23 protein-coding genes are annotated in these 24,448 nt (G+C 58.2%); 6 read left to right on the top strand and 17 right to left on the bottom strand.

Annotated elements, in window-relative coordinates; genetic code table 11:
• Positions 1-21: 21 nt before the first annotated feature.
• From F591_RS0120230 to F591_RS33320, 7 genes are all read right to left on the bottom strand, one after another.
• Positions 22-1,137 carry a glycoside hydrolase family 88/105 protein gene (locus F591_RS0120230; RefSeq protein ID WP_019536437.1) on the bottom strand — a complete coding sequence of 372 codons (1,116 nt, stop codon included), beginning with the start codon at positions 1,135-1,137 and terminating at the stop codon, positions 22-24.
• On the bottom strand, positions 1,134-2,114 hold the full coding sequence (locus F591_RS0120225; RefSeq protein WP_019536436.1) for a Gfo/Idh/MocA family protein: 981 nt from the start codon (positions 2,112-2,114) through the stop codon (positions 1,134-1,136). Before F591_RS0120225 ends, F591_RS0120230 begins: the two co-directional genes overlap by 4 nt.
• Positions 2,115-2,387: 273 nt before the next feature.
• Entirely contained in the window at positions 2,388-2,897 is a 510-nt protein-coding gene (locus F591_RS0120220) for a DUF402 domain-containing protein (protein WP_019536435.1), read from the bottom strand.
• A gap of 492 nt (positions 2,898-3,389) precedes the next feature.
• The gene (locus F591_RS31625) at positions 3,390-3,566 is read right to left on the bottom strand and encodes a hypothetical protein (protein WP_019536434.1); all 177 of its coding nucleotides are present in this window, start codon (positions 3,564-3,566) and stop codon (positions 3,390-3,392) included.
• A 279-nt stretch (positions 3,567-3,845) separates the two neighbouring features.
• Positions 3,846-5,804, bottom strand: coding sequence for a heavy metal translocating P-type ATPase (locus F591_RS0120210; protein ID WP_245581087.1), 1,959 nt, complete (start codon positions 5,802-5,804; stop codon positions 3,846-3,848).
• A gap of 576 nt (positions 5,805-6,380) precedes the next feature.
• The gene (gene erpA, locus F591_RS0120205; protein WP_019536431.1) at positions 6,381-6,743 is read right to left on the bottom strand and encodes an iron-sulfur cluster insertion protein ErpA; all 363 of its coding nucleotides are present in this window, start codon (positions 6,741-6,743) and stop codon (positions 6,381-6,383) included.
• Between the two features lie 87 nt (positions 6,744-6,830).
• Entirely contained in the window at positions 6,831-6,995 is a 165-nt protein-coding gene (locus F591_RS33320; protein WP_281166717.1) for an aspartyl-phosphate phosphatase Spo0E family protein, read from the bottom strand.
• A 416-nt stretch (positions 6,996-7,411) separates the two neighbouring features.
• Here F591_RS33320 and mqnE point away from each other — a divergent pair, with 416 nt between their 5' ends.
• Both mqnE and F591_RS0120190 read left to right on the top strand, forming a co-directional pair.
• Positions 7,412-8,485 carry an aminofutalosine synthase MqnE gene (gene mqnE / locus F591_RS0120195; protein WP_083935565.1) on the top strand — a complete coding sequence of 358 codons (1,074 nt, stop codon included), beginning with the start codon at positions 7,412-7,414 and terminating at the stop codon, positions 8,483-8,485.
• 36 nt (positions 8,486-8,521) lie between these two features.
• The gene (locus tag F591_RS0120190; protein ID WP_019536428.1) at positions 8,522-9,586 is read left to right on the top strand and encodes an NAD(P)/FAD-dependent oxidoreductase; all 1,065 of its coding nucleotides are present in this window, start codon (positions 8,522-8,524) and stop codon (positions 9,584-9,586) included.
• Positions 9,587-9,609: 23 nt separating this feature from the next.
• On the opposite strand, the gene F591_RS0120185 is transcribed toward F591_RS0120190, so the two are convergent.
• A complete protein-coding gene (locus tag F591_RS0120185) occupies positions 9,610-9,864 on the bottom strand; it encodes a YuzB family protein (RefSeq protein ID WP_019536427.1) in 255 nt (84 codons plus the stop codon).
• An 82-nt stretch (positions 9,865-9,946) separates the two neighbouring features.
• Between F591_RS0120185 and F591_RS0120180 the strand changes: the two genes are divergently transcribed.
• Positions 9,947-10,192, top strand: a complete 246-nt coding sequence (locus tag F591_RS0120180) for a NifU family protein (RefSeq protein WP_019536426.1) — start codon at positions 9,947-9,949, stop codon at positions 10,190-10,192.
• Between the two features lie 44 nt (positions 10,193-10,236).
• Here the strand turns inward: F591_RS0120180 and F591_RS0120175 are convergent, their stop codons facing one another.
• From F591_RS0120175 to F591_RS0120160, 4 genes are all read right to left on the bottom strand, one after another.
• Positions 10,237-11,043: an SDR family oxidoreductase gene (locus F591_RS0120175; RefSeq protein ID WP_026326763.1), complete on the bottom strand. Its 807-nt coding sequence runs from the start codon at positions 11,041-11,043 to the stop codon at positions 10,237-10,239.
• Positions 11,044-11,290: 247 nt separating this feature from the next.
• Positions 11,291-11,989: a Cthe_2314 family HEPN domain-containing protein gene (locus tag F591_RS0120170; RefSeq protein ID WP_019536424.1), complete on the bottom strand. Its 699-nt coding sequence runs from the start codon at positions 11,987-11,989 to the stop codon at positions 11,291-11,293.
• A 120-nt stretch (positions 11,990-12,109) separates the two neighbouring features.
• A complete protein-coding gene (locus tag F591_RS0120165) occupies positions 12,110-13,051 on the bottom strand; it encodes a COX15/CtaA family protein (RefSeq protein WP_019536423.1) in 942 nt (313 codons plus the stop codon).
• Between the two features lie 215 nt (positions 13,052-13,266).
• Positions 13,267-13,611, bottom strand: coding sequence for a thioredoxin family protein (locus F591_RS0120160; RefSeq protein WP_019536422.1), 345 nt, complete (start codon positions 13,609-13,611; stop codon positions 13,267-13,269).
• Positions 13,612-14,213: 602 nt separating this feature from the next.
• On the opposite strand from F591_RS0120160, the gene F591_RS0120150 reads away from it, so the two are divergent.
• Positions 14,214-15,056, top strand: a complete 843-nt coding sequence (locus tag F591_RS0120150) for an SPFH domain-containing protein (protein ID WP_019536421.1) — start codon at positions 14,214-14,216, stop codon at positions 15,054-15,056.
• 12 nt (positions 15,057-15,068) lie between these two features.
• Entirely contained in the window at positions 15,069-15,296 is a 228-nt protein-coding gene (locus F591_RS0120145) for a type II toxin-antitoxin system antitoxin (protein ID WP_019536420.1), read from the top strand.
• 226 nt (positions 15,297-15,522) lie between these two features.
• Here F591_RS0120145 and F591_RS0120140 read toward each other — a convergent pair whose 3' ends face one another.
• Complete coding sequence (locus tag F591_RS0120140; RefSeq protein ID WP_019536419.1) at positions 15,523-17,079, bottom strand: copper amine oxidase N-terminal domain-containing protein; 1,557 nt, start codon at positions 17,077-17,079, stop codon at positions 15,523-15,525.
• 160 nt (positions 17,080-17,239) lie between these two features.
• Between F591_RS0120140 and F591_RS0120135 the strand changes: the two genes are divergently transcribed.
• Complete coding sequence (locus tag F591_RS0120135; protein WP_019536418.1) at positions 17,240-18,559, top strand: DUF2515 family protein; 1,320 nt, start codon at positions 17,240-17,242, stop codon at positions 18,557-18,559.
• 205 nt (positions 18,560-18,764) lie between these two features.
• Here F591_RS0120135 and F591_RS0120130 read toward each other — a convergent pair whose 3' ends face one another.
• The 4 genes from F591_RS0120130 to asnB form a co-directional block, all read right to left on the bottom strand.
• Positions 18,765-20,465 carry a putative polysaccharide biosynthesis protein gene (locus F591_RS0120130; protein WP_019536417.1) on the bottom strand — a complete coding sequence of 567 codons (1,701 nt, stop codon included), beginning with the start codon at positions 20,463-20,465 and terminating at the stop codon, positions 18,765-18,767.
• A gap of 62 nt (positions 20,466-20,527) precedes the next feature.
• Positions 20,528-21,013, bottom strand: coding sequence for a DUF456 domain-containing protein (locus tag F591_RS0120125; RefSeq protein WP_019536416.1), 486 nt, complete (start codon positions 21,011-21,013; stop codon positions 20,528-20,530).
• A gap of 46 nt (positions 21,014-21,059) precedes the next feature.
• Entirely contained in the window at positions 21,060-21,803 is a 744-nt protein-coding gene (locus F591_RS0120120) for a Cof-type HAD-IIB family hydrolase (protein WP_019536415.1), read from the bottom strand.
• Between the two features lie 135 nt (positions 21,804-21,938).
• A complete protein-coding gene (gene asnB / locus F591_RS0120115) occupies positions 21,939-23,813 on the bottom strand; it encodes an asparagine synthase (glutamine-hydrolyzing) (protein WP_019536414.1) in 1,875 nt (624 codons plus the stop codon).
• Positions 23,814-24,448 lie beyond the last annotated feature (635 nt).

Below are 24,448 nucleotides of genomic sequence, written 5' to 3'. Positions count from 1 at the left end.
CAAAGACGGCTTCGCTTTGCGTTAACCTAACGCCTCGATTTGGAGCGAGGCCATGATGAACGGGGCGACGCCCTTCGGATCGTCCCGGCGCGTCGGTTCGCCGACATAATATTCGTAAGACCCGTCGCGGTAAGGCTGCCCGCCCAATCCGGCCACCTTGCACGTATGGTCCAGGTATATCTCCCGGCCTGCGTCCGTATGAATGCAGCGCTCGACAAGTCCGCGGTGGCCTATGCGGGCCGCCTCCGCAAACGCTGTCCCGAGGTAGCCCATGCGGGCGCCCTTGGCGAAGGCGTATACGAACATGGCCGATGCCGACGTCTCCCAATAATTGCCGGCCCGCTCGCCCTGATCCAGCACCTGACGCCACAAGCCGGTTTCCTCATCCTGCACGCGGAGAACCGCTTTCGCGAGCCGGTGGAATACGCCGACGATCTGCCCCCGCTCCCGATGATCGAGCGGCAGGAAATCGAGCGTGTCGACCGCCGCCATCGAGAACCAGCCGACGGCCCGGCCCCAGACGTGCGGGGAGCAGCCGGTCTCCTTGTCCGCCCAGCGCTGCTCCCGGCTTTCGTCCCAGCCGTGATACAGCAGGCCGGTCTTCGGGTCGCGCGCCCGCCGTTCCATCAATAACATTTCGTGCGCGGCCATATCGTACCATTCCGGTTCCCCGAACATGCGGGCGTAAGCGGCCAGCAGCGGCGAGGTCATATAAACGCCGTCAAGCCACATTTGATACGGATATATTTTTTTGTGCCACAGTCCTCCCTCGCTCGTGCGCGGGTGGCTCTTCATCTGCGTCATCAGCCGCTCGATCGCCTTGCGGTACTTCTCTTCCCCGGTCTGCTCGTAGAGCAGGAACAGCACTTTGCCTTGATTGACCTGGTCCACATTGTACTCGTTCAAGGAATACGTCTTGATCGCGCCGTCCGGCTGCACGAACCGGTCCGTGTTCGAGCGGATATAAGCGAAATAGCGCGGGTCGCCCGTCGCCCGCCACAGCTGCTCCATCGCCGACAACATGCAGCCGTTCTCATAGTTCCAGTCCTCCCGAGGCTTCGGCTCCGGCATGAAGGCGACGAGCGGATACCGCCGCAGCACCGCGTCCGCCATTCGCTTCGACCATGGCATGCTCATGAGCGGTCCCTCCCCGGGTCGGGAAGTTGAACGTCCAGTATCGCCGCCGCTTCGCTCGATCGTTCGGCATAATGCATCAGCGCCTCGGTGCGCAAATATTGCCGGCCGCTCGTCTCCGCTTCGCGCCCTTCCCTCAAGGAAGCCAGAAATTCGCCCAGGCAGTCGGTAACCGGCGGGTCGCCGGCCATGTCCACCTTCGCCGCGCCGCTCCTCGTTATCAGCGTCAGCTCCTTATCGACCAGCTCGATGGCGCCCTCGGTGCCTTCCACCCGCCAATTGCCGCTCCACGGCGTAGCGCTGCTTCGGGCCGCCAGCGAGCCCGTATACGTGACCGGAATGCCGCCTTCCGTCTCCAGCCATACATACAAATTCACGCTGACCAGTTCCCGGTCCCAGCTGCCCCGCGGATTGACATTGCGGGCGAAAATCCGCTTGCCTTCCTGTCCGGTCAAGTAGCGGATCATATCCAGATGGTGAACGGCGATATCTTTAAGCAGGCTGACCGGATAGGCGCGCTCCCGCTGATGATACCGGTAAAAGACGGCGTCGATCGCCGACAGCTCGCCGATCGCCCCTTCGTCCAACAGCCGCTTCAGCTTGCGGACATACGGATGGCGGCGGTAATTTTCGGCCACCATGAACGGAATGTTCTCCTGAATCGCCCGCCGGACGACCTGCTGCGATTCCTCGTAATCGAAAGAAATCGGCTTCTCGCACAACACCGGCAGCCGATAATCAAAGGCGGTATGATTGACCTGCGAATGCACGAAGGGCGGCGTCACATTGACGAGAAAATCCGGCTTCTCCCGTTCGATCGCCTCTGTAAGCGAACGGTAGAATGGAATGCCTTTGCCGTGCAGCAAGCTTTGCCGGCTCTCGTTCGGCTCCACGACGGCGATGGCCATATCGCCTGCGTTCTCCAGCTTTTTCAGCCAGCCGACCCCCGCGGCGCCCAGCCCGACCAACAATGCTTTCATTCCGTTTCCCCCTGGCTCTTCCCTGGCGTTATTTGTCACAAAAGCGTTATTTGCCACAAACATCTAGCCTAAGTGTAACCGCGCTTCCCCCAGGCGGGCAACGGTCCGTTTCGCCACGCAGTGCGCCGCTAATCCATATCGTCCGCCGCTGCAAGATCGATTGGTTTCGTACAAGATTGGTTGGTTTCGTACAAGCTCGGTTGGTGGGCATGTCCGCTGCGGCATCGCCGTCTTCTTCATCGTCATCTTCATCGGCCATTCAACTTCGACCCGTCATTTTCCGATTTTTTCTATATAACGCTCGATCGTTCCGTCGAAAGGAAACTTCCGCTCTTCGATGCGCCGCTGCAAGCTCGCCAGCTCCTCTCTCGCTCTTTGCACCAGCTTCTCGGGATAGGACAGGCGCTGCGCATTTTGCGCAAATTCGTCTTCGTCGACGACCTTCCATACGCCATCCTGCTGCACCAGATCGAGGTCCAGGTCGACGAATGTCACCACGTCTCCGCTCCGCTTGGCCGGCTCATTGATGTTGCAATAGTATTGGCGAATGCCTCCATCCGCGATATCGGCGCTGACCGTAAACCAATGCTCGCCGGAGAAAAACTCGATCGTCCGGTGCGGGACGGTAAATATGTTTCCCTTCGTATGGTGGCGCAGCTTGCGCCCCTGCTCGCTCAAGACGAAGAGATGCTTGTCCGTCTGCTCCAGCAGCTTCGACTGCCATTCGTAATGCGGCGTATTCCCGTATTTCAGCGCTCGGATTGTGATGATCGTCTCGTTCATTGGCGGTTCCCTTCTGTCCTCCTGTCTGAGCTTGAGCTTGCAGATCTGTAACGCTAGTGACAAACGCTATTTTGCTGAAACGTACCTTTTTTACAATCTAGCGAAACTGAGCAGCGCTATTTGGTCAGAAACGCTGAATCTGGCAGCCCAAGATGCCAAATAAGGCCTCTCACTTGCGTTACAATTTCAAATCGGTTGTTTCGAGGGAAATAAGCTCTGTGGCCAGCGTTAGCTTAGGGTCCAAGTTGCCTGGCAAAACAGCCCCCTAGGCTGGCGAGCATTGCTAACAAGCATGAAGAGAAGCTTCGCTCGGGAGCCCCTTCACCAGATGGGCGGCCGCGACTAGCGGCAGTTTTGCTGGTACAGACATACAGACAGTGACGCCAAGAAAGAACGGCCACAAAACAGTAAAGCCGCCTTTAGAGGCGGCATCTTAACATCGTTATATTCGCTAACGGTATCGCAAACTGCCCGAAGGCTCGATACTCCGATCTATTCTCTCGACTTCCAGGCCAGTCCCGCAGCAGCCATCTCATCAGCGAAGCGGCGATCGGTCAAGCCCTTCTTGCGGTTCAAACGCAGCCGGTCCGCGTTGTCCATCGCAGTGAACAGGCAGAAAGCGCCAACCGCAATCAGCAGAACAGTCATGATCGGAAGCAGCAGGTCCATCCTCGAATCTCCTCTACCGTATAATAACGATAATCATTATCATCATTATAACGTATTCGAGAATAAAATCAAGGGCATAAAAAGCGTCTGCGGTATTGTCTGATAGACGCCTATGACGAGCCAAAACTTCGCCATCGGTCGTCACCTTCGGTGTTGATAAATTCGCCGAAGGACTTCGTCGAATTTATCAAGATAGACGCCTATGACGAGCCAAAACTTCGCCATCGGTCGTCACCTTCGGTGTTGACACCCGCTTCCGCTTTCCATGCCCTCTCCGCTTTATTCGCCTGCCCGGTAGCCGAGCAGCCTGAGACCGTTCAGAATGACGAGAATCGTGCTCCCCTCATGTCCTACGACGCCTAGCGGCAGCGCGATTCCTTGAACGAAGTTGGCTGCGATCAGCGCAACGATAACGGTCAAGGCGAACGCCATATTTTGCCTGATGATTGTTCTCGTGCGCTTGCCAAGCGCGATCGCATCCGCGATGCGGCCAATGTCGTCGTTCATGAGCACGAGATCCGCCGTCTCCAGAGCGGCATCGCTGCCGGCCGCCCCCATCGCGATGCCGACGCTCGCTGTCGCCAAAGCGGGAGCGTCGTTCACTCCGTCGCCGACCATAGCGACCGGGCCGCAATCCCGCTTCAGCTCCTTCAGCCGCGCTACCTTGTCCTCCGGCAGCAGATCGGCATATACGCGGTCTACGCTCAGTTCCTCGGCAATGGAGCGCGCCGTTCGCGCCTGATCGCCGGTCAGCATAGCGACCTCAATGCCGAGCTTCTTCAGCCGGGCAATGGCGCGCCTTGCTTCCGGACGGATTTGGTCGCGCAGGGCGAATACGGCTGCCGCGCCTCGTTCGTTCATAAGCACCGATACGGTCTTCCCTTCGCCCTCCAGCCGCTCGATCGTCTCCAAGATTCGTTCCAGGCGGCTGCTCTCTCCCAGCATGGCGGCCTTGCCAATCGTCCACAGTTCGCCGCCCAGTCTGGCTTGCAGCCCGCGCCCGGTAAGGGAGCTGAATTCGGAAGGCTTCTCCAACGGCAATCCCCGCTCCTGCGCGGCGAGAACGATCGCTTTGGCCAGCGGGTGGCCGGACAAGCTTTCCAGCGATGCAGCGATAGCGAGCGCCTCGTCCTCCGAATAGTCCCCGAAAGCGACGATATCGGTGACAACCGGCTTGCCCAGCGTTAGCGTGCCGGTCTTGTCGAAGGCGACGACCTTGACGTTCGCGAGATTTTCCAGGTGCGCTCCGCCTTTGAACAGCACGCCCTTCCTGGCGCCGCTGGAGATCGCCGACAGCATCGCGGGCATGATCGAAGCGACGAGCGCGCACGGGGACGCAACGACAAGAAACACCATCGCTTTGTAGAACGCCTGCTCCCATGACATTTGCAAGAACAGCGGCGGAACCGCGATGAGAAGCAGCGAGACGAGCAGAATCGCCCGCGCATAAATACGTTCGAAGCGCTCCATAAACCGCTGGGAAGCCGGCTTCTCGCTTTGCGCTTCCTGGACGAGCCGGATGATTTTCGCGAACATTGTCGATTCGCTCGTCTGGCTTACCTGCACGTACAGCGCGCCCGCGCCGTTCAACGTTCCCGCGTATACAGCGTCGCCCGGCCCCTTGTCCACCGGAATCGATTCTCCCGTAATCGACGCCTGATTCACATTCGATGCTCCGTCCGTCACGACGCCGTCCGTCGGAATCCGTTCGCCGGGCTTGACGAGAACAAGATCGCCGGCCTTCAGTTCCTCGATCGGAACAATCCGTTCGACGCCGCCGGCAATCAGCGTGCCCGTCTCGGGCTTCTGGTCCATCAGCGCCGAGATATCCCGGCTGCTGCGGTCCATCGTATAAGTTTCCAGCGCGCCGCTAAGCGAGAAAATAAAGATCAGCACCGCTCCCTCGGTCCAATACCCGATGCTCGCCGCGCCGATCGCGGCGACGATCATCAGCAGATTGACATCGAGATCGCGCTCCTGCACCAGCGTCAGGATGCCTTCCTTCGCTTTGGCGAATCCGCCGACAATGAATGCCGTCACATAAAGAGCAACTGCCCAGGAATGCGATGTGTTCTCCAGCATATAAGCAATCGCGAGAACCAAGCCGCTTGCCAGCGCCGCCAGCCCTTCCCCGTAACGGCTCCATAATGCGGCGAGCCTGCCTGTTCCTGCTTCGCTGCCTGCCCGCAGCCGCTCGTCTTTGCTATGATCGTTCATCGAATGTATCGCCTGGCTCATCTTCATCTCTCCTTTTCCATTGATAATGAATCCCATTATTACACCCCTTAAAACGACACATGCTGCTCCGAAAAGGAGCAGCATGTTAAAGCGAGTAGGTTTCACGCCGGTGATATTCGTTTTTTGGAGATGCAGAAGCTTTATTTAGAATTATTATAATATAATAATGAATAAAAAGAAAGAGAAATTTTGCCTTCGGCCAGGTCCTCCTTGCCAAGGATGACCTATACTTAGCTGCGATAGAACTTACTCAGCCGGCAGACTCTCGAACTTTCGCCCGGAAAATGCTGCCGGTTCCCGTCGCCGACGACGAGATCGAGCGCCTGATCAAACGCAAGCTGCGGGGACTGCCGTCAGATTCGCGCGCTTGCCGCTTGGGATACGCCGTTCCCGTGTTCTTTATAGCGCATATAAAATGCCTCCTGTCGAATTATCCCATTCCGTCAGGAGGCCGACAGCCGCAGCCCGGAAATGCCGTATTGAGGGTCGTTAACGTTCAGCGGCCGGAGCCGATCATCCGCCTTTCAGCCGGTGTTATCCGCAACCCTCCGGTCAGGCTGCCGTCCAGGCGAACGCTCAATCCTCGCAAGGCTGAGCCAGCGCCTCGTCCTCTTCCCTGGTCCGGAACGATTGGCCGCAGCCGCAGGTAGCGACGGCGTTCGGGTTATGAATGGTGAAGCCGCCGCCCATGCCGGCGTCCTTGAAGTCGATCTCCACGCCGTACAAATATTTGGCGCTGTCTTCGTCGACGACGACCTTCAGTCCGTTCACTTCGAACGATTTGTCGTTGTCGTTCATACTATCGTCAAATCCCATGCCATAGGAGAAACCGCTGCATCCGCCCGCCTTCACGCCGACGCGCAGGAACAGATTCGGCGTCTCTTCCGCAGCGAGCATTTCCTTGATCTTATCGCAAGCCGATTCGCTGATTTGAATCATGCCAAGCCCTCCTTCAAATAAAAAAAGCATCCAGAAACGAGCTACTAATTATAGTATACTCCTTTCTTGCATGCTCCTCAAGGGCGGCTAGCGCCGCTTCATCATTTTGTCTATCTCGTAAAACCGCAACAGCAACTCATCCAATTGTTTACTGCATTTCTGAACTTCCGGATGCATAAAACCGAATTGATCGCTCAGTCTGACCATCCGCTCCCTGACCTTTTCGATTTCGCACGAAAGCGCTGAATGCATTTCGTCCGTTACCGACATCAGCACCTTGGCACCGTCCTGTTAGATTCTCACAAGAAAACAGTATACTAGATAATTCATCTAATGAAAATAGGTTTCACCTAATTTGTGGAACATTTCTTCCGCGATCCGATTCACAAATAAGCATTGCCCCTTGCGGACAACAGGATTATAATGAATAGGATTGTACGATTTCTCAACAACTGCCGCACACGCATGTGCTTGCTTTCACAAGCTGCTGTCGATGTCCGCATGCAGGACCCGCTAACCGTGCTTGGCCCGTTCCCTTCCAGGTCGCCGGCCGCACACGTTGACAGCAGCGATTTCCCTGCTTTCACGCTGGCGCAGCGGGAAGCAGCAACAATTCCTGGAGGTGCTTTACTGTGAGCCTGACCACCATCAGCAACCCGGATCGGCGAATGGCTGAGATCGCCGACAAAGTGGAACACGGTGAACGATTGACGCTGGAGGACGGACTGTTTCTGTATGAATCGGACGATTTGCCGATGATCGGGCACCTGGCCGACCGGGTGAACCGCCGCCTCAACGGCAAGAAAGTATATTTTGTGCAAAATATGAGCCTCTACTTCACCAACGTGTGCGAGGAGCACTGTGCGTTCTGCCACTTCCGCCGCGACGAGGGGGAAGATGGAGCCTACACGCTTACGCCGGATCAGATGCTGGAATTCGTCGCCAAGCATTATCACCCCGAAATGCGGGAATTCCATATTAGCCAAGGGCATAATCCGCACGTCCCCTTCGATTATTACGTCGATTGCATCCGCACGCTCAAGCGCCATTACCCGCAAGTGACGATCAAAGCGCATACAGCGGCGGAGATCGAGTTTTTTTCCCGGATTAGCGGGTTAAGCTATAAAGAAGTGCTGCAAACGCTGATGGAGGCCGGGCTCGAGACGCTTCCCGGCGGCGGCGCCGAAATTTTGTCCGATCGTTACCGTAAAAAAATGCGTCTGAAAGACAAGGCGTCGACGGATGAATGGCTGGAGGTGCACCGCACGGCGCACCAGCTCGGCATGAAGACGCATGCAACGATGCTGTACGGGGCCATCGAGACGATGGAAGAACGCATTCAGCATATGATCCAGCTTCGCGAGCTGCAGGACGAGACCGGCGGCTTCATGGTGTTTATTCCGAACTCGGTTCAGCCGGCAAGCGTCAACGCCAGCATCAAACGCCGCGTTCCCGCGTTCGACGAGCTGAAGACAATCGCGATCAGCCGGCTCATGCTGGACAATTTCCCGCATATCAAAGCTTACTTCATCAATATCGGCATCAAAATGACGCAGCTCGCCTTCAGCTTCGGGGCATCGGACGCTCACGGCACGATCATCCAGGAACGCATTTCGCATGCGGCGGGAGCGACTTCGCCCGAAGGTGTGACCAAGGACGAGCTGATCTGGCTGATCAAGGGAGCCGGCCGCATCCCGGTGGAGCGCGACACCTTCTATAACGAGCTTAAGGTTTTCGAATAATTTTTATTTTGCAGCAGAAAGGGTACGCCTATGGGTATGAAAAAACTCGTTATTCTCGGCGGAGGCTACGGCGGCCTGACCGTCGCCAAGACGCTGCTGGACAAGGACTTGCCCGCGGATACGGTCATCATCATGATCGACCGGATGCCTTATCAAGGGCTCAAGACGGAATATTACGCGCTGGCCGCCGGCACCGTCGCGGACATCGAGCTGCGGGTCCAGTTTCCGGTCGATCCGCGGCTTATCCTGAAATACGGAGAAGTGACGGGCATCGATCCCGAACGCAAGCTGGTGGAAATCGCGGGCGATGATCCGGTATCGTACGACTGGCTGGTCATCGCGCTCGGCTGTGTGGACAAGTACCACAATATTCCCGGCGCGCAGGAATATTCGAGCAGCATCCAGACGATGTCGTCCTCCCGGCAGACGTTCCTGAATGTCAACAACTGTATTCCGTACGGGCAAGTCACCATCGTCGGCGGCGGGCTGAGCGGCGTGGAGATGGCGGCGGAGCTGCGGGAAAGCCGGCCGGACTTGAACATTCGCATACTGGACCGGGGCGCGAGCGTTCTGTCCCCTTTCCCCGAGAAGCTGCAGCGCTATGTCCGGGACTGGATGCAGGAGCACGACATCGAGCTCCGCTCCCATATTTGCCTGACTCGTCTGGAAGGCAATATCCTGCACAATCAGCAGGAGGAGATCCAAACCGACGTAACCGTTTGGACAGCCGGCATACAGCCAAGCCCGGTCGTGCAGGCGCTGAACCTGCCGAAGGATAACGTAGGCCGCCTCGTCATCAACGAATATCATCAGCTGCCCGATTATACGGACATCTATGTGGTCGGCGACTGTGCCGCGCTTCCGTTCTCCCCCAGCGGGCAGGCGGCGGAAGCGCAGGGCAAGCAGGTGGCCGAAGTGCTGACGGCCGTATGGAAGAACGAACCCCCCCGGCTCGGCAAAATCAAGCTCAAGGGGGTTCTCGGCGCGCTCGGCAAAAAATCCGGCTTCGGACTGATGGGCAAACGCACCGTCATTATGGGCATGGTGCCGCGGGCGCTGAAGAGCGGCGTGCTGTGGATGTCCAAGCATCATCTGGGCTAACTCCTTCCGGTCCGGCCACAGCCTTATTCGCCCAGCAGATCGAACATCTCCTCGATCTCCTTGATCTTCGCTGCCACGGCGGTCTCCAGCTCTTCCGGGGTGAAGGCGGCCACGATCTCTCCGTTCACCAGAACGTAAGGGAACGTGTAGCATTCTCCGCAGTTGCCGAGACAGCCGTACTCGATCACGTCGTAGTCGGGATTTTGCTCAAGCTTCTTGAACAAAGCTTCGGTACCGTGATGCATATTGTTCGTGCAAAATTCGATGATTGGTCTCATCGCTCGTCTCGCCACCTTGCAGACCATTTTAATTTCAAGCCGATTGTAATATAATATATGAATAAGAAGGGAGTTGAAAACAATGAGTGAGAATGCACAAAGCACGATGTACGACGAAGTGCTTGAAGTATTAGATAAGCTGCGTCCGTTCCTGCAGCGCGACGGCGGCGACGTCGAACTGGTCGACGTGGAGGACGGCATCGTCAAGCTGAAGCTCATCGGCGCCTGCGGCAGCTGCCCGAGCTCGACGATTACGCTGAAGGCTGGTATCGAGCGCGCGCTCTTGGAGGAAGTCGAAGGAATCCAAGAGGTTATCCAAGTATTTTGACTTGATCTGGTCTTTATGCGAGAGTCCGACCCTGATCTGGCGGCCTATTCGGCTGTCCGTTCAGGGTCTTTTGTTGTCCGCGCGACGATAGCCCGGATCGGGTCCAGCCCCCCGGAGACGTCGACAATATTGCCCGTCAGGAAGTCCGATTTGTCCTCGCAGAGGAAAGCGATGACCCGCGCGATATCTTCGCCGGTGCCCGGCCGCCCGCGGGGAGCCTCCGTGTCGGTCATGCCCGCGGCCTGCTCGATGGTCGCTTCCTTGTACGATCCGCGGATATCGCCCGGACATACCATATTGACCGTAATGCCGTTCGGCGCTTCCTCCACCGCCAGCGTTTTGGTGAACGACACGAGCCCTACCTTGGCGGCGGCATAGACGGCCCGGTGCGGCCAACCGCGCGCCTCCGACGCATGCCCGAAGCCAAAATGCACGATGCGTCCCCACTGTCTGCGCCGCATATAAGGCAGCACGAGATGATCGAGCTGCATCACCCCAAGCAAATTGCTGCGCATCAAATAGTCGATTTCCTCTGGCGCATATTCCCCGAATAATCGGCGTTCTCTGACGAAGGGACCGGCGTTGTTGATCAAAATATCGATCCCCCCGAACCGTTCGGACACAGCTTGCACGAGTCTTTCCATATCGTCCCGGCTTGCTACATCGCCCTGGATGGCAAGACTGCGCACGCCCAGGCGCTCGATGCGGCTGCACAGCTCGCCAGCCTCCTGCCCGCTGCGCACATAATTGACGACGATATCGATCCCTTGCGCAGCCAGATGAAGCGCCGTCATTTTACCGAGGCCTTGAGCGCTGCCGGTGATCAATGCGACTCTCCGTTCCGTGTGCATTTCTACCTCCCATAGCGTCAACCGATATTTCGAGATTAGCGCCTATGACGAACAAAATTCTTCGTCATCGGTCGTCACCTTCGGTGTTGAAAATTTCCAGGTAGATCCCCTTCAAATTTTCAAGATGGGCGCCTAAGACGAACGATTCCTTCGTCGTCGGTCTCACCTTCGGTGTTGAAAAATTCGCCGAAGGACTTCGTCGAATTTTTCAAGATAGGTCAAGTATAGAGGATTCGGAAGGCCGATTTCAACTGCGGGGCAAATAACGGAACACGGCGGCAACCGCCCGCAGCGCCATTTCGCTGCCTTGACGCAGATCGTCGAGATTTTTCGGGATATCCTCGATTTCGGTACGGAGATTTTCGCCGCGGCGGGCCTCCCCGGCCTTCAGCAGATCGTCCAGCAGATCGGCGTTGATCGTATGAATCTCCATATTCCGCACATTGCGCAGACGCGACACCGGCTCGCGAAACCGCTCTTTCATTTCATTGAGCGGCAGGCCCAGCCCCGGATGAAGCTTATGCTGACGCATATTCCGCAGCACGGTGAAGTAGGAAAAGCGGGCCTTCATCCGCTCCGTCCCGAGCTGCAAACTTTCGTTCATAAAATAGCCGAGCTTGTCGAGAACGGCGAACAGGCGAATCAGCGCATTTTTGTAATAATACAGATGCCTGTTATAATTGTCCTTCTCCTCCCGGTTCATCTCGTCGACATAGCGCGACTTGACCAGACGGGCATACTGCACCGCCGCATATTCGCTCTGCTCCAGCTCGTCGATTGCCCGGTAAAAGCTGTCGGCCCATACGCGAAAGCGCCGCTGCGCCTCGGTCCGCCGCTTGGCCGGTACGGCTTCGAGCTCATTGATAAACTTGCAAATAGCGCGGTTGGCTTCCAACAGGAGGCCTTCGTCTTTGCGGCGCGATTCGCCGAACAAACCTCTTAGCATTGGCGGCAAGCCCTCCATTGTGCGATATCATAGAAGACAACAATTAGACGCCGAGCCCTTCCAAACAGCCTTAAGCCGCTGCAAGGATGTCGCCATCGGATGAAAAAAGGCTTACGAGCCCTAACGAGCTCCGTAAGCCTGAACGGACCCCTCCGCTGTCTGGCTGCGTAGGGAAAGCACGCATGTGTAGCATTGAACGCCGAACAGGCACGAGATCAGCAGCGTATGAAGCAGGCTGGTCGCCAGATGCCAGTCCGAGCCGATCGAGACGGTCAGCAAGCCGCCGCTTAAGATTTGCGCCAGGACGAAAATAAACGACCATTTCGCCGCAGACACCATGGAGCTGTTCGCCCGGTTCTGACTCCGCACTACCAGGTAAAAGACGCCGAGCAAAATGCCGAATATCGCCGCCGCCACGCGATGGGCGAATACGATTCCCGTATCTCCGCCAAGCTCCGGGATCACCTGCCCGTTGCAAAGCGGCCAGCCGACACAGCCGCCCCATGCTTCCGTATGCCGTACGAACGCGCCCAAATAAACGACGACGTAGCAGTAACCAAGCAAGGACCAGATCGCCACATGCATCCCTTTGGAAAGAACCGACCCGTCCCCCTGCTCCATCGCCTGTCCGAAACGGGTGTACACCAAATACAACAGCAGCGTGAAGGCGAAGGATATGAGCGAGAAGCCGAAGTGAAGCGCGAGCACCGCCGACGATTGCGGCATGACGACCGCCAACGCTCCGAGCACCGCCTGCAGCAGCGTGAAGAACAGCGCTCCGCTGACATACCACTTCGCGTCCTTGCGCCGGCTGTGCCGAAACGTATAAATCATGGTGGCGAGCAGAATCAATCCGACGACGCCGACGACGAACCGGTGGCTGTACTCAATCATGGACTCGATCGTATAAGCCGGAACGAATCTCCCGTTGCACAGCGGCCAATCGTCGCCGCAGCCCCGGCCCGACTCGGTCTTGGTGACGAGCGCTCCCATCAGCAGGATGAGAAACATGCCGACCATGCTAGCGAAAGACAACCGTTTTAACATCTTCTGCATATTCATAGAATGCTGTCACCCGCTTTATATCGTATTGATCTTTATCACATGTCCGATCCTCTCAATTATAACGTTTAGCCAAGGGCTGTGCCATGCGGAAATGTTACAAAGCATCGAAAGTAACAGCAATACTAAAGGGGGATGAAGGAAAGACTCTCCAGACAGCGGCTGATGCTGCATCCGAAGAGCCTCTCCAATAACTAGCCAATAACTGGAAACCGTCACTTGGCAAGCGCGTCGGCAACCTCGACGGCCCGATTCAGGAACTGCTCGATTTCCTCGCGCGTTTTGCGCAGCTTGCTGACGAAACGGATCAACTCCTTGCCCTCGCGGAAAGCGATAAAGCTCGGAATGCCGAGGATGTTGAGCTCCTGGCACAGATCCGGCAGCTCGTCGCGGTCGATCTGGATGAAGTTCAGTCTGTCCTTGTAAGCTTCCACGAGCTCTGGCATGAACGGCTCGATAAAATGGCAGTCCTTGCACCAGGTCGTCTTGAACACCGCAATCGTCGGCTTGGAGCCGGCGATGGCTTCATTAAAGCGAGCTTCCGTTTTGACATATTCCATGAATAGGCACCGCCTTTCGGATCAAAATAAGTGAACTCTCTGTCGATACCCCCACTTATAGCATTCCAACCTGCCGCTGTCAACCGGATACCGCTGCGACTCCCTCCTGGGCACCGCCGCGACTTCTCTGGGTACTGCTGCGACTCCCCCCCTGGGCACCGCCGCGACTCCTCTGGGTACTGCTGCGGCTCCCCCCTGGACATCGCTGCGACTCCCCCCTGGGCACCGCCCCGACTCCTCTGGGTACTGCTGCGGCTCCCTATGGGTATTGCTGTCACCGCCCACGAATTCGGCTTCGCCCTCACACCGATACTGCCGCGACTCCTGCTCCTGCGCCGCTGCAATTCCCCTTCCCCGCACTACTGCTGCGGCCCCTGACGCAACTGCGACTCTCCTGCGCACTGCCGCCGGCGGTCGGAAGCAGGCTGCCATACCGGCTCGCAGTGCCGTCGATCCGGTTAGCGGGTTCGCCGCCAACCTTGTTAAAAGCAGCGGCCTATTTTGCGCAAGGAAATACGAAGGACTTTACAATTATTTCAAAAAGTGATATCATATAAATATCAAATCAATATTGAGTTTTTACAATAGGGAGTGGATGCAGAATGAAAGAAAAGAATGCCTGGAAAGTGAATGGATACCTTGGTATCCTGCTGATCGCCGCATGCTGCGGCGGAGGCATCGCCCTGCTGATATTCGGTGCGCCGGTTATCGGCGTCGCCCTGCTGATCCTGGCCGCCTTGTTCTCGACAGCGATCACTATCGTGCAGCCTAACCAGGCAATGGTTCTCACCTTCTTCGGCAGCTACGTCGGCTCGATTCGCGAAAGCGGCCTGTGGCTGACCGTCCCGCTGACCTTGCGCCAGAAAGTATCGCTGCGCGTGCGCAACTTTAACAGCGCCAAGCTGAAGGTGAACGACGTCGACGGCAACCCGATCGAAATTGCGGCGGTCGTCGTCTTCCGGGTCGTCGACTCGGCCAAAGCGTCGTTCGATGTGGACAACTACGAGCAGTTCGTGGAGATTCAGAGCGAGACCGCGCTGCGCCACGTCGCAACCAAATATCCTTACGACGTGTTCGGAGAAAGCGGGTATTCGCTGCGCGGCAATGCGGATGAAATTGCCGGGCAGCTGACGGAGGAGCTGCAGGAGAGGCTGGCGGTAGCCGGTGTGGAAGTGATAGAGGCGCGGCTGACGCATCTGGCGTACTCGACCGAAATCGCCAGCGCCATGCTGCAGCGTCAGCAGGCGGTAGCGATCATCGCCGCGCGGCAGAAGATCGTGGAAGGAGCCGTCGGCATGGTGCAGCTGGCGATTGCCCAGCTTCAGCAGGAAGGCGTCATCGAGCTCGACGAGGAGCGCAAAGCAGCCATGATCAACAATTTGCTTGTCGCCATCGTCTCTGACCGTTCCGCCAGCCCGGTCATCAATACGGGGAGCCTGTACTAAGCGCTTAAGCCCATGGCCCCCAAGAAAAATTTCCCGCTCCGGCTCGACCCGAAGCTGTACGAGGTGCTTGAGCGCTGGGCCGCGGACGAATTTCGCAGCGTCAACGCGCATATCGAGTACCTGCTGCGGGACGCCGCTTCCCGCGCCGGGCGGCTCCCCTCCATACGCCGCCTGGCAGCGCCGGACGGCGCAAACGAAGGCCACGCCTCGTCCAGCGGCGGCGGGGACCATCGCGAATAACGCTTCTCCACGGCACGGACGGCGGACCGTACAGTGGGAAAAGCTATTCCATCACGCCGCATGCGGGCATGCGTCCGGATATTCCCGTACATTTCCGGTTATACTGCATGTATCAACGCCCGCTCCAGGATGAGCGGCCACGATTTGGCAGCAGCTTAGCTTGATGCAGTTAACAACAAAAAGACCACGGAATCGTGGTCTTTTTGTTCAGCTTATTGCCGGAAGCTTAGTCCCGGGTAATGATGACCGTTTGTGTTTCCTGCTCCCATTTCACGTCGGCGCCCAGGCTCTCGGAGACGAAGCGCACCGGAACGAAGGTCGTGCCTTCGATGAGCACCGCTTCTTTTTCCAGTGTCTTGGCGGCGCCGTTCACGGTCGCTTGCTTGCTGTCGATCGTCAGGACGACGACGTTGCCGCTGAGCGGGTCCGTAATGGTGACTTGACGAAGCTCGGCGTTCCATTTGACATCGGCATCGAGCTCTTCGGAGACGAAGCGCACCGGCACCATGACCGTGCCTTCGTTATTGTACGGCTTCGTCGTCAGCGCAGGGTCCTCAAACTCGTCGCTCATGGACATGTAAATTTCTTTCTTGGTAATGTTCAGGTCTTCCTTCAGCAGCTTGTAAAGCTGAGAATTTTTGTCCAGCGCGGCGACGAGACGGCTCGGATTAATTCCCGCAGTATCGTCGCTCAGCTCGACGACGCCGCCGGACGTATCGATCTTGTCGGCTGTAACCGGCTTGTTGATGTTCCATTGCTCTTGTTCGCTCGTAATCTTCACGTTCTTGATTCCGCTTGCTGCGCTGTTCGGAAGCAGCAGCGAAAGCTCCATCGTCTGCTTGCGGATCATCATATCCTGATCGACGTAAATATCGGTTTTGAGCGTCTGGTTTTCATTCAGGAACTCTTTGCCGCCGTTGGCCAGCAGATCGTTCAGCGACTTGTCGTAGGAGGCGAGCAGCGTCGCCAGATTTTCCTTCAGGAACGTATGCACGAACTCGACGGCCAGCGTCTTGTTTTCAAGGAACGGCATCACTTCGCCGGCCATCGGGTCGTCTTCGCCCGATTCGCCGCTTTCCTTGATCGCCGTTTTAATAATCGGCACATACAGGTCGTACAGCTGGCCGATAAATTCTTTCAGGCCTGCTTCGTCTTCCAAAATGCCGGTCAGGAAGCCTTTGACCAGCTGCGGCAGCTCGCTGCCGTTCACCTCGACATGGATTTTCTTAAGCGCCAGGCTTTCCCCGTTAACCGTCTCCGTCGCGTTGTCAACGGAGATTTTGCTCGGATTCGGCATATGGGTGACGAAGAACGATACGATCGCCGGTGCGATCTCGACCGCTTTGCTCTGCAGCTGCTCCAGCTGGGCCACAAGCTCTGCGGAGAACTCATCCGTATCGTGAAGCGCGACGCTGTTGCTGAAGACGATCGGCTTCTTAGCCCCTTCGATTTGGATCACGAATTGCTGATTATCCGTCGTCAAAGTAAACGGAATGCGTCCTTTCTTATACTCGAAATCGCCTTTGACCGAAACCGTCTGCAGGTCCTGCATTTTGACGTCGCTCAAATTCAACTTTACCGTGCCGAACAGATCGAGCAGCTTTTGCTCTTCCGGCGACAGCGCAGCCGCCAAATCTCTCGTCAGCTCGACAGTCACCGTCTGCTTGCTCTGCGACGAAGTCACATTGGCGCTGTTTGTCATCACTTTGTTGATGTCGATTCCCCCGACGGGCTGACATCCCGCAAGCAGCAGGAGCACTCCGACGAGGACAAAGCTTACCATGGATAAAAACCTTTTCCTCTTCACGCGATAACCTCCAAATGATGTAATAAGTGCCGCCGACGTATTGTTCTACGTATCAGCAACGAAAAAGTCGCACCTTCACCCTGTAATTGATTCGACAAATACCATGAAAATCCTTTTAGCTGGGAGGAATTTCTTCATGCAAAGCGAAAAAGGCGGCCGGGAGAAGCATTGGCTACGGCGCTTGGCAGAGCTGCCGCGGGAGGCGCTGAGACGGGCGAAAGCGGTTCTGGGGGCGAGTGCGGCTGAGAGCGTGCAGCTCGCCTCAGCGCCCCGCTTGCGCATGAAGCCGCAGGCGCTGCTCGAGCTGAGACAGCGGCTGGAGCGCCAGCTGCAGCAGGCCGGCACGCCGCTGTCAGGCGGCAGCCCGCCCGCCGGGCCGGCGGAAACGGCGCTGGTTGATCGCATCATGCGGCGCCGCGATGCCGACAACCGCAATAACGTCAGCCGGACGGCTGCCTATTGGGACATGCACCTGCGGAACCCGGAGCTCGAATGGGCGTTCCTGGCACACATGGTGTCACGCAACGGCGGCTGGAATATGACCGATTTGCAGGGCGGGCTGTTGCCGCATGTATTGGACGGACGCCAGCGCGAGCAGCTCTTTGAATTTTTGGAGCGGGCTAACGCCTTGATTTTTCGCGATGCTTATCCCCAGCTTCTGCTGTACGAGGAGAGCGTGAAGGCGGGCCGGCCGCTGTTTCATCTGCTGCCGAGGTTCGGGGTGTCGCAGTTTATGCGCTTCGTCTGGGAAAGCTTCTGGCGGCACAACGATCCCGTCCTGCTGACCGTCGGGCTCATCGTCAACGAGCAAAGCTACATCGAGGGGCGGGTCGTCGGGAATCGCCAATTTCGGGAGGAAGTGTTGGAAGCGGCGTATTTTCGGGCGCAGTCGCTGCTGCAGCTGAATCAGGTGGTTTTTCCGTACTTGTCGGAGCAAAATCACTTCGTCGATCTGCCGCAAGGGAAAGAAGCGGAGGAGCGCGCGCCGCGTCTGGCCGGACTCATTCTCGAAAATTTCGCCAGCCTGCGCGAGCGCATCGAATTCGGCAAGAAGCTGTATGCCATTTTGTTCGCCATTCCCGCTGTTCGCGAAGGAGCACGGCGGTTTGCCGCCCAGCGCAAGCATACAGGCTCTCGCTCGGACTATTGGCCGCATCGGTTCGCTGCCCTGGGCAGAGAAGCGGGCCCCTCCCGAACCGGAACGCCGCCGCAAGAGCGGCTGGACGGCATCCGGCTCCGTCCCGGCGCAGCGCCGATCTACAGCCCTCCGCTCGGCGACGCCTGGCCCGACCGCCCGGTCGCCGTGCCGGAGGAATACGACTGGTGCGCGGATTTGACGCCGCTGAAGTATATGACGGACATCGAGCCGCCTGCTTCGTATGATATGACGGATGCCTACGCCGCCGGGCTGCGCGCGATCGAGCTGGCGGCGCGGGCCGGGCGCCTGCTGGAATAGGGAGCGCTCCCGGGCGGGGCCGGCACGGGATTCCGCCCGGCACAGCGGCCCGGGCAGCGCCGCCGCCATGCAAATTCCGCGCGGCGCCAGCAGCTGCCGGGAGCTTCGATACCGGTTCCCGTCCCAAGTCCAGCGCGACCTCAGCGGCAAGCAGCGGCGCGGCGGAACCGGTACCGCCCGCCGCGCTGGCTACCGCCGGCGGCGCCTACGAGCCCCGCTGCTTCGCCCCGGCCCGGCCCAGGCGGCGCAGCAAGGGCTTCGCCAGACGGCCCAGCGGGCCCGGCAGCCGTTCCAGGTCGGCGAGCGTCAGCGTGCGGGTCGCAAGCAGCAGCAGCACATACAAGAGACCGGCCGCCCCCGCCTGGATGATCGCTTGAACCGCCGCGTCCCATTGCGGGCTGCTAAACGGCCGGATTGCTTGCGCCGACCAGCCGTCGAGGAACAAGGCGGCCGCGGCGACAACGGCCGTCGTCAGGGCCAAGCCGGCCCAGCGGGCCGCTCCCAGCACGCGGAACGCGACCGCCCGGCGCAGCACGAGCAGGTTGATCGCCGTCATGATGATGAAGCAGAGCGCCGTGGCCCCGATGATGCCGTAGATGCCGAAGGAAGGCGCCAGCGCGTAGCTGGCCGCCAGCTTGACGGCGATGCCGACGGCGACGCCGGCCATGAGCGGCTTCATCCGGCCCATGCCCATCAGCACGGCGCCCGACGTCTGCATGACGATCTGAAAGACGGCGCTCGCCGTCAGCGCGACGATGATCGGCGCCGCGTACTGATCTACCCACGGCGAACCGGCTTTATTGGCAAAAATAAAGCTGTTGATCGGCCGCGCGGCCGCGCAGATAACGAGCACCATCGGCAAGCCGGTCAGCAGCGACAGCTGCAGCACCTTGCCCGTCTGCGCGCCGACCTGCTTCAGATCGCCGACCGAATGCGCCGAGGAGATAATCGGCACGACGGACTGGCTCAAGGCGACGGCCAAAATAATCGGAATGCCGGCCAGCGATTGGGCGCGGCCGCCCAAAATGCCGAGAATTTCCGTCGCGCCCCCTTCGCCCAGCGCTCCCTTCAGCAGCTGAATGACAATGGAAGAATCGATGGCATACACGAGCGTGACCGTCATCGAGAAGATGACGATCGGCACCGACAGCTTAAACATTTGCTTATAGATGGAGCCGTAAGCAAGCGGAGCTCCCGCATCCGCCTCTCCGACGGCCGCTTGTCCCTTCGCCTTATGCGACGCCGCGTAAGCGGCTCTTTCGTCGCGGTCGGCCGCGGCGAAGCGGCGGGCAAAGTACAGCATAACGCCCGCCGCGGCGAGGCCCCCTGCGACGCCGCCGAACGAAGCGCCCGCGATCGCCCATTCCAGCCCGAAGGCGAGCAGCACATAAGCGAGCAGAACCGATACCGCCACGCGGAAAATTTGCTCCACAATCTGCGAGATGCCGTTCGGCATCATATGCTGCCGCCCCTGGAAATAGCCGCGCATGATCGCGATCAGCGGGAACATCAGCAACGCCGGAGCAATGGCGCGAATCGCCAGCAGCGCCTCCGGCGGATTGTCCGTCCACGTCAAATACAGCGGCGCCAGCGCATAGAGCAGCGCGCTCATGACGAGCCCCGCGGCGGCGGCGAACCAGAGCGCCGCGCGGTATATGCGATCGGCTTCGCCGAAAGCGCCGCGAGCCGTCCGCTCGGACACCATCTTGCTGAGGGCGCTCGGAATGCCGGCAGTCGCCGCGACAAGCAGCAGCGAATAAATATTGAATGCGATCGTATAAGAAGCCATCCCCGAATCCCCGAGCAGGTGGACGAGCGGAATGCGCTGCGCCACGCCAAGCGCCCTGGCCACCAGCGCGGCCAGGGTGAGGATGAGCGTTCCTTTGATAAGCGAATCCTTGGACAACCTGGTTCCCTTCTTCCTCCCGGGTCCGTCCAGCCGGGCAATAGCCTATGAGCGCAATTAGCCTAGTAGCGGACGACCCAAATAATGAACAGGACGATCATGACCAGCTGCAGGCCGACCTTGACGACCAGGCTGGAGAAAAAACCGACAAGCGCCCCGACTCCCGCGCGCACTGCCTGCCGGAACTCCGTGCCGACGAGCAGCTCGCCGACAACCGCGCCGATGAACGGGCCGAGCAGCAGGCCGGCCACCGGAATGACGAAAGGGCCGAGCAGCAGACCGATCGTGCTGCCGACGACGGAGGCCCGCGTTCCGCCGAATTTTTTCACGCCGAGCGCATTCACCGCATAATCGACGATGAGCAGCAGCGCGAGCAGCGTCGTCTGCAACAGCCAGAACCATACTCCGAACGGCTCGAAGCTGATCATCCAGCCGTATACGAAGAACGCCGCATAGATCGCCAGCGCTCCGGGCAGCACCGGATAAACCGCGCCAGCCATGCCGACGACGAACAAGGCGACGATGATGATCCATGCTGTCGTTGCCATAAAACGCCTCTCCTTTCGTGTTGCGTCCAGCTAAAGCCAGCCTAGCTTAGCTTAATACGTACTCGCGAATCACTTTGGCGACGCCGTGCTCCTCGTTGCGGTCTGTTACGATATCGGCGATACGCTTCACTTCGTCCTGAGCGTTGCCCATCGCCACGCCGAGCCCCGCCTCGCGGATCATGGCGATATCGTTCAGGCTGTCGCCCATGGCGATCGCCTGGGACATCGTGATGCCGAGCATGGCGCACACGTCGTGCAAGCCGCTAGCCTTGCTGACGCCCTTCGGATTCAGCTCGATATTGAACGGATGCGAATTCGTCAGCTCAAACCGATCCCAAGTCTCGAGCTCCTTGCGGATCGCCGCCAAAATATCGGTATCTTCCGTATAATAACCGAATTTAAGCCATGTTTGCTCGTTCGCCTCGCGATCGTCCAGCCACCGCTCCTTGTTGAATACGCCGCTTACGCAGTAAGACCAGTACCACGTATCGTATTGAAGCGCCAGCTCGCGCAGACGGAAGACGAGCTCTGTATCGAGCGGGCGCCGCCGGTACAACTCGCCCGGCCTGCTCCATACCTCGCCGCCGTTGACGGTGACGATCGGCGACGTCAGGCCAAGCTCCTCCACATAAGGATATGCGCTCTGGATGCCCCTTCCCGTAGCGAACATGACGGTTACGCCCGACTTCACTGCCTCGAGGATCGCCTGACGGTTCTCCTCCGAAATGGTCTTTTCCTCCGTCAGCACCGTGCCGTCCATGTCCAGCGCAATCAGCTTATACTCTCCCATCCCCTAACCCGCTCCTTCCATCTTGAAAATTTGGCGGTATCCGCCGACAAAAATTTCAACACCGCAGGTGACGACCGATGACAAAGGAAATGGCCCGTCATAGGCGTCCATATGTACAATCCGGATGCGAAGGCGTTACAGCGCCCGCGCATAAGCCTTCTCCGACATGTCCTCCATATATGTTGCATGCCACAGGGCGAACATGTAGATCGTCCACAGCCTGCGGGAATAGTCGCCTTGACCGTCCCGGTGCTTCTTCAGCATCGCTTGCATCGCCTCGATGCGGATATAGTCCTCGATGCCGCCGGCCGCGATCTCCTCCAGCACGCGGTCTCCGGCCGCCCCTTTCAGCCAATCGCGCATAGGGACAGGGAAGCCGAGCTTCGGACGATGCAGAATCGCATCCGGAATGATGCCCTCCATCGCCTTGCGGAAAATGTACTTCGTCGTCCCTTCAGCGATCCGGTATTTGGCGGGAATGCGCCGGGCAACCTCGTACAGCTCCACATCGAGAAAAGGAACGCGCAGCTCCAGCGAGTGAGCCATCGTCATTTTGTCCGCCTTCATCAGAATGTCTCCGGGCAGCCACAGATTCATATCGATATACTGCATGCGCGACACCGGATCGAGATGACCGGTTTTGTCGTAAAACGTCTTCGCCACCTGAACCGGGTTGCGGTACGTCCGCAGCATTTCCCGATCCATCCGCACGACTTCCGCCTTCATGTCCTCGCTGAAAATTTTGGCGTTGCCAAGGAACCGCTCCTCCAGAGGCGTCGTTCCCCTGAGCAAGTACCCCCGGCCGTACATCCCTTCCGGCAGCAGCCGGGCGACAGCGTGCAGCAGCCGCTTGAGCGAATGCGGCAGCCGCTCGATGGGCGCCAGCGACAGCGGCTCGTTATAGATACGGTAGCCGCCGAACAGTTCGTCGGCGCCTTCTCCGGAGAGCACGACGGTTACGTGCCGGCGGGCCAGTTCGGCCACGTGATACAGCGCGATCGCCGAAGGGTCGGCGACCGGCTCGTCCTGATGCCATACCGCCCTCGGCAGCGTCGCGAAATAATCCTCCTGCGTGATGATTTTCTCGTAATGCTCCGTATCGAGCGCCTTGGCCGTCTCGCGGGAGATCACCGTCTCATTATTCGGCCCGTCGAAGCCGACCGAGAACGTGCGAATCGGCTCGATGCGCCGCATATGCGCAGCGATCGCCGTCGAGTCGATGCCGCTCGACAGGAAGCAGCCCCGCTCCACGTCGCTCTGCATATGATGAATGACCGAATCCTTCAAAGCTTCGCGGATTTGCTCCACATACTCGGCGAATGGGCGCTCCTCCGGCTCCAGCATCGGGTCCCAATAGCGGCGAATGTCCATGTCGCCGTCGCGGGACACCGTCACATAATGGCCCGGTGGCAGCTTCTTGATGCCGCGAAACATCGTATTCGGCTCGGGCACGTACTGGAACGTCATATAGTTCAGCAGGCTTTCCGAATCGATCGAGCGCTCGACGCCAGCGGCCAGAATGCTCTTGATCTCCGAGCCGAACAGAAACTGCCGCCCGTCCCGGAAATAATAGAACGGCTTGATGCCGAAATGGTCGCGCGCGCCGAACAGTCTCTCCCGCTTGCGATCCCAGATCACGAAGCCGAACATGCCGCGCAGCTGTCTCACGCATTCCTCGCCGAATTCCTCGTACAGATGGACGATGACCTCCGTGTCGGAATGCGTTTTAAACTGATGCCCCCGGTCAATAAGCATATTGCGCAAATATTTATAATTGTAGATTTCGCCGTTGAACGCGATCCATACCGTCTCGTCCTCATTGCAGAGAGGCTGGTGCCCTTCCGCCAAATCGATGATGGACAGCCGCCGGAATCCGAGCCCGATACGGCGGTCGCTCCAAAATCCGAAATCGTCCGGCCCCCGGTGTACAATGCAGTCCGTCATGCTTTGCAGCAGCGGTTGTTCAGGTTGCTGGTCGTCAAAATACATCACTCCGGTGATGCCGCACATAAATTGGTTTCCTCCTCCGTAAAATCCGATATATAAGTATAGCATATTCGCAGCCGCTTCTGGAAATCGGATCGTAGCGCGAAACCGGCCCGTTTGTCGCAATTTTTCAGTAGACAGCCCGCAATGCAGTTTTATATGATGAAAGCAAAAATGAAGCTTAAGCGCCTGTAACGAATGCTGCCTTACGTCATCGTCACCTTCGGTGCCTGAAAATTCGCCGGAGAGTTCCCCAAGAGAGCGAGCAAATGTTGTATTTTGTACAACAAAAATGGGGGGATAACCCCTATTGGCGGCTCAATGTTGTAAAAAGTGCAACAATTTGGGCGATATTCCCGGATTTGAAGCTAACCGCCCCTAAATTGTTGCACAAAATACAACATTCTCCTTCCTCTAGGGCGAAGAGACCGGAAAAAGTTGCATTTTTTGCAGGATTTGTCGCTTCATGCGCCTGGGGTGTGCCCGGGGAGGGGCCGCGCTAATGCGGAGCTCGAACGCTGACGTGGAGTCTCTTCATGCTCGTTAGCCCAGGGTGCTGTTTTGCCGGGCTAACGCTAGCCAGAGAGCTTATTTCGCTCGAAACGATCGATTTGACATTCTAACGCAAGTGAGCAGCCTTACTTCGGCATTTTGGGCTA

The organism is Paenibacillus ginsengihumi DSM 21568 (genome assembly GCF_000380965.1).
In the GTDB taxonomy this organism is placed as follows: Bacteria; Bacillota; Bacilli; order Paenibacillales; family NBRC-103111; genus Paenibacillus_G; species Paenibacillus_G ginsengihumi.
Note: the sequence above shows the minus strand (reverse complement) of the source record. Positions and strands in the feature narration are given on the sequence as shown.

Excerpts from the sequence above, each read along its gene's own strand:
- F591_RS0120230 (WP_019536437.1), bottom strand. The coding sequence starts at position 1,137 with ATGAGCATGCCATGGTCGAAGCGAATGGCGGACGCGGTGCTGCGGCGG.
- F591_RS0120225 (WP_019536436.1), bottom strand. The coding sequence starts at position 2,114 with ATGAAAGCATTGTTGGTCGGGCTGGGCGCCGCGGGGGTCGGCTGGCTG.
- F591_RS0120220 (WP_019536435.1), bottom strand. The coding sequence starts at position 2,897 with ATGAACGAGACGATCATCACAATCCGAGCGCTGAAATACGGGAATACG.
- F591_RS31625 (WP_019536434.1), bottom strand. The coding sequence starts at position 3,566 with ATGGACCTGCTGCTTCCGATCATGACTGTTCTGCTGATTGCGGTTGGC.
- F591_RS0120210 (WP_245581087.1), bottom strand. The coding sequence starts at position 5,804 with ATGAGCCAGGCGATACATTCGATGAACGATCATAGCAAAGACGAGCGG.
- erpA (WP_019536431.1), bottom strand. The coding sequence starts at position 6,743 with ATGATTCAAATCAGCGAATCGGCTTGCGATAAGATCAAGGAAATGCTC.
- F591_RS33320 (WP_281166717.1), bottom strand. The coding sequence starts at position 6,995 with ATGCATTCAGCGCTTTCGTGCGAAATCGAAAAGGTCAGGGAGCGGATG.
- mqnE (WP_083935565.1), top strand. The coding sequence starts at position 7,412 with ATGGCTGAGATCGCCGACAAAGTGGAACACGGTGAACGATTGACGCTG.
- F591_RS0120190 (WP_019536428.1), top strand. The coding sequence starts at position 8,522 with ATGAAAAAACTCGTTATTCTCGGCGGAGGCTACGGCGGCCTGACCGTC.
- F591_RS0120185 (WP_019536427.1), bottom strand. The coding sequence starts at position 9,864 with ATGAGACCAATCATCGAATTTTGCACGAACAATATGCATCACGGTACC.
- F591_RS0120180 (WP_019536426.1), top strand. The coding sequence starts at position 9,947 with ATGAGTGAGAATGCACAAAGCACGATGTACGACGAAGTGCTTGAAGTA.
- F591_RS0120175 (WP_026326763.1), bottom strand. The coding sequence starts at position 11,043 with ATGCACACGGAACGGAGAGTCGCATTGATCACCGGCAGCGCTCAAGGC.
- F591_RS0120170 (WP_019536424.1), bottom strand. The coding sequence starts at position 11,989 with ATGCTAAGAGGTTTGTTCGGCGAATCGCGCCGCAAAGACGAAGGCCTC.
- F591_RS0120165 (WP_019536423.1), bottom strand. The coding sequence starts at position 13,051 with ATGAATATGCAGAAGATGTTAAAACGGTTGTCTTTCGCTAGCATGGTC.
- F591_RS0120160 (WP_019536422.1), bottom strand. The coding sequence starts at position 13,611 with ATGGAATATGTCAAAACGGAAGCTCGCTTTAATGAAGCCATCGCCGGC.
- F591_RS0120150 (WP_019536421.1), top strand. The coding sequence starts at position 14,214 with ATGAAAGAAAAGAATGCCTGGAAAGTGAATGGATACCTTGGTATCCTG.
- F591_RS0120145 (WP_019536420.1), top strand. The coding sequence starts at position 15,069 with ATGGCCCCCAAGAAAAATTTCCCGCTCCGGCTCGACCCGAAGCTGTAC.
- F591_RS0120140 (WP_019536419.1), bottom strand. The coding sequence starts at position 17,079 with ATGGTAAGCTTTGTCCTCGTCGGAGTGCTCCTGCTGCTTGCGGGATGT.
- F591_RS0120135 (WP_019536418.1), top strand. The coding sequence starts at position 17,240 with ATGCAAAGCGAAAAAGGCGGCCGGGAGAAGCATTGGCTACGGCGCTTG.
- F591_RS0120125 (WP_019536416.1), bottom strand. The coding sequence starts at position 21,013 with ATGGCAACGACAGCATGGATCATCATCGTCGCCTTGTTCGTCGTCGGC.
- F591_RS0120120 (WP_019536415.1), bottom strand. The coding sequence starts at position 21,803 with ATGGGAGAGTATAAGCTGATTGCGCTGGACATGGACGGCACGGTGCTG.
- asnB (WP_019536414.1), bottom strand. The coding sequence starts at position 23,813 with ATGTGCGGCATCACCGGAGTGATGTATTTTGACGACCAGCAACCTGAA.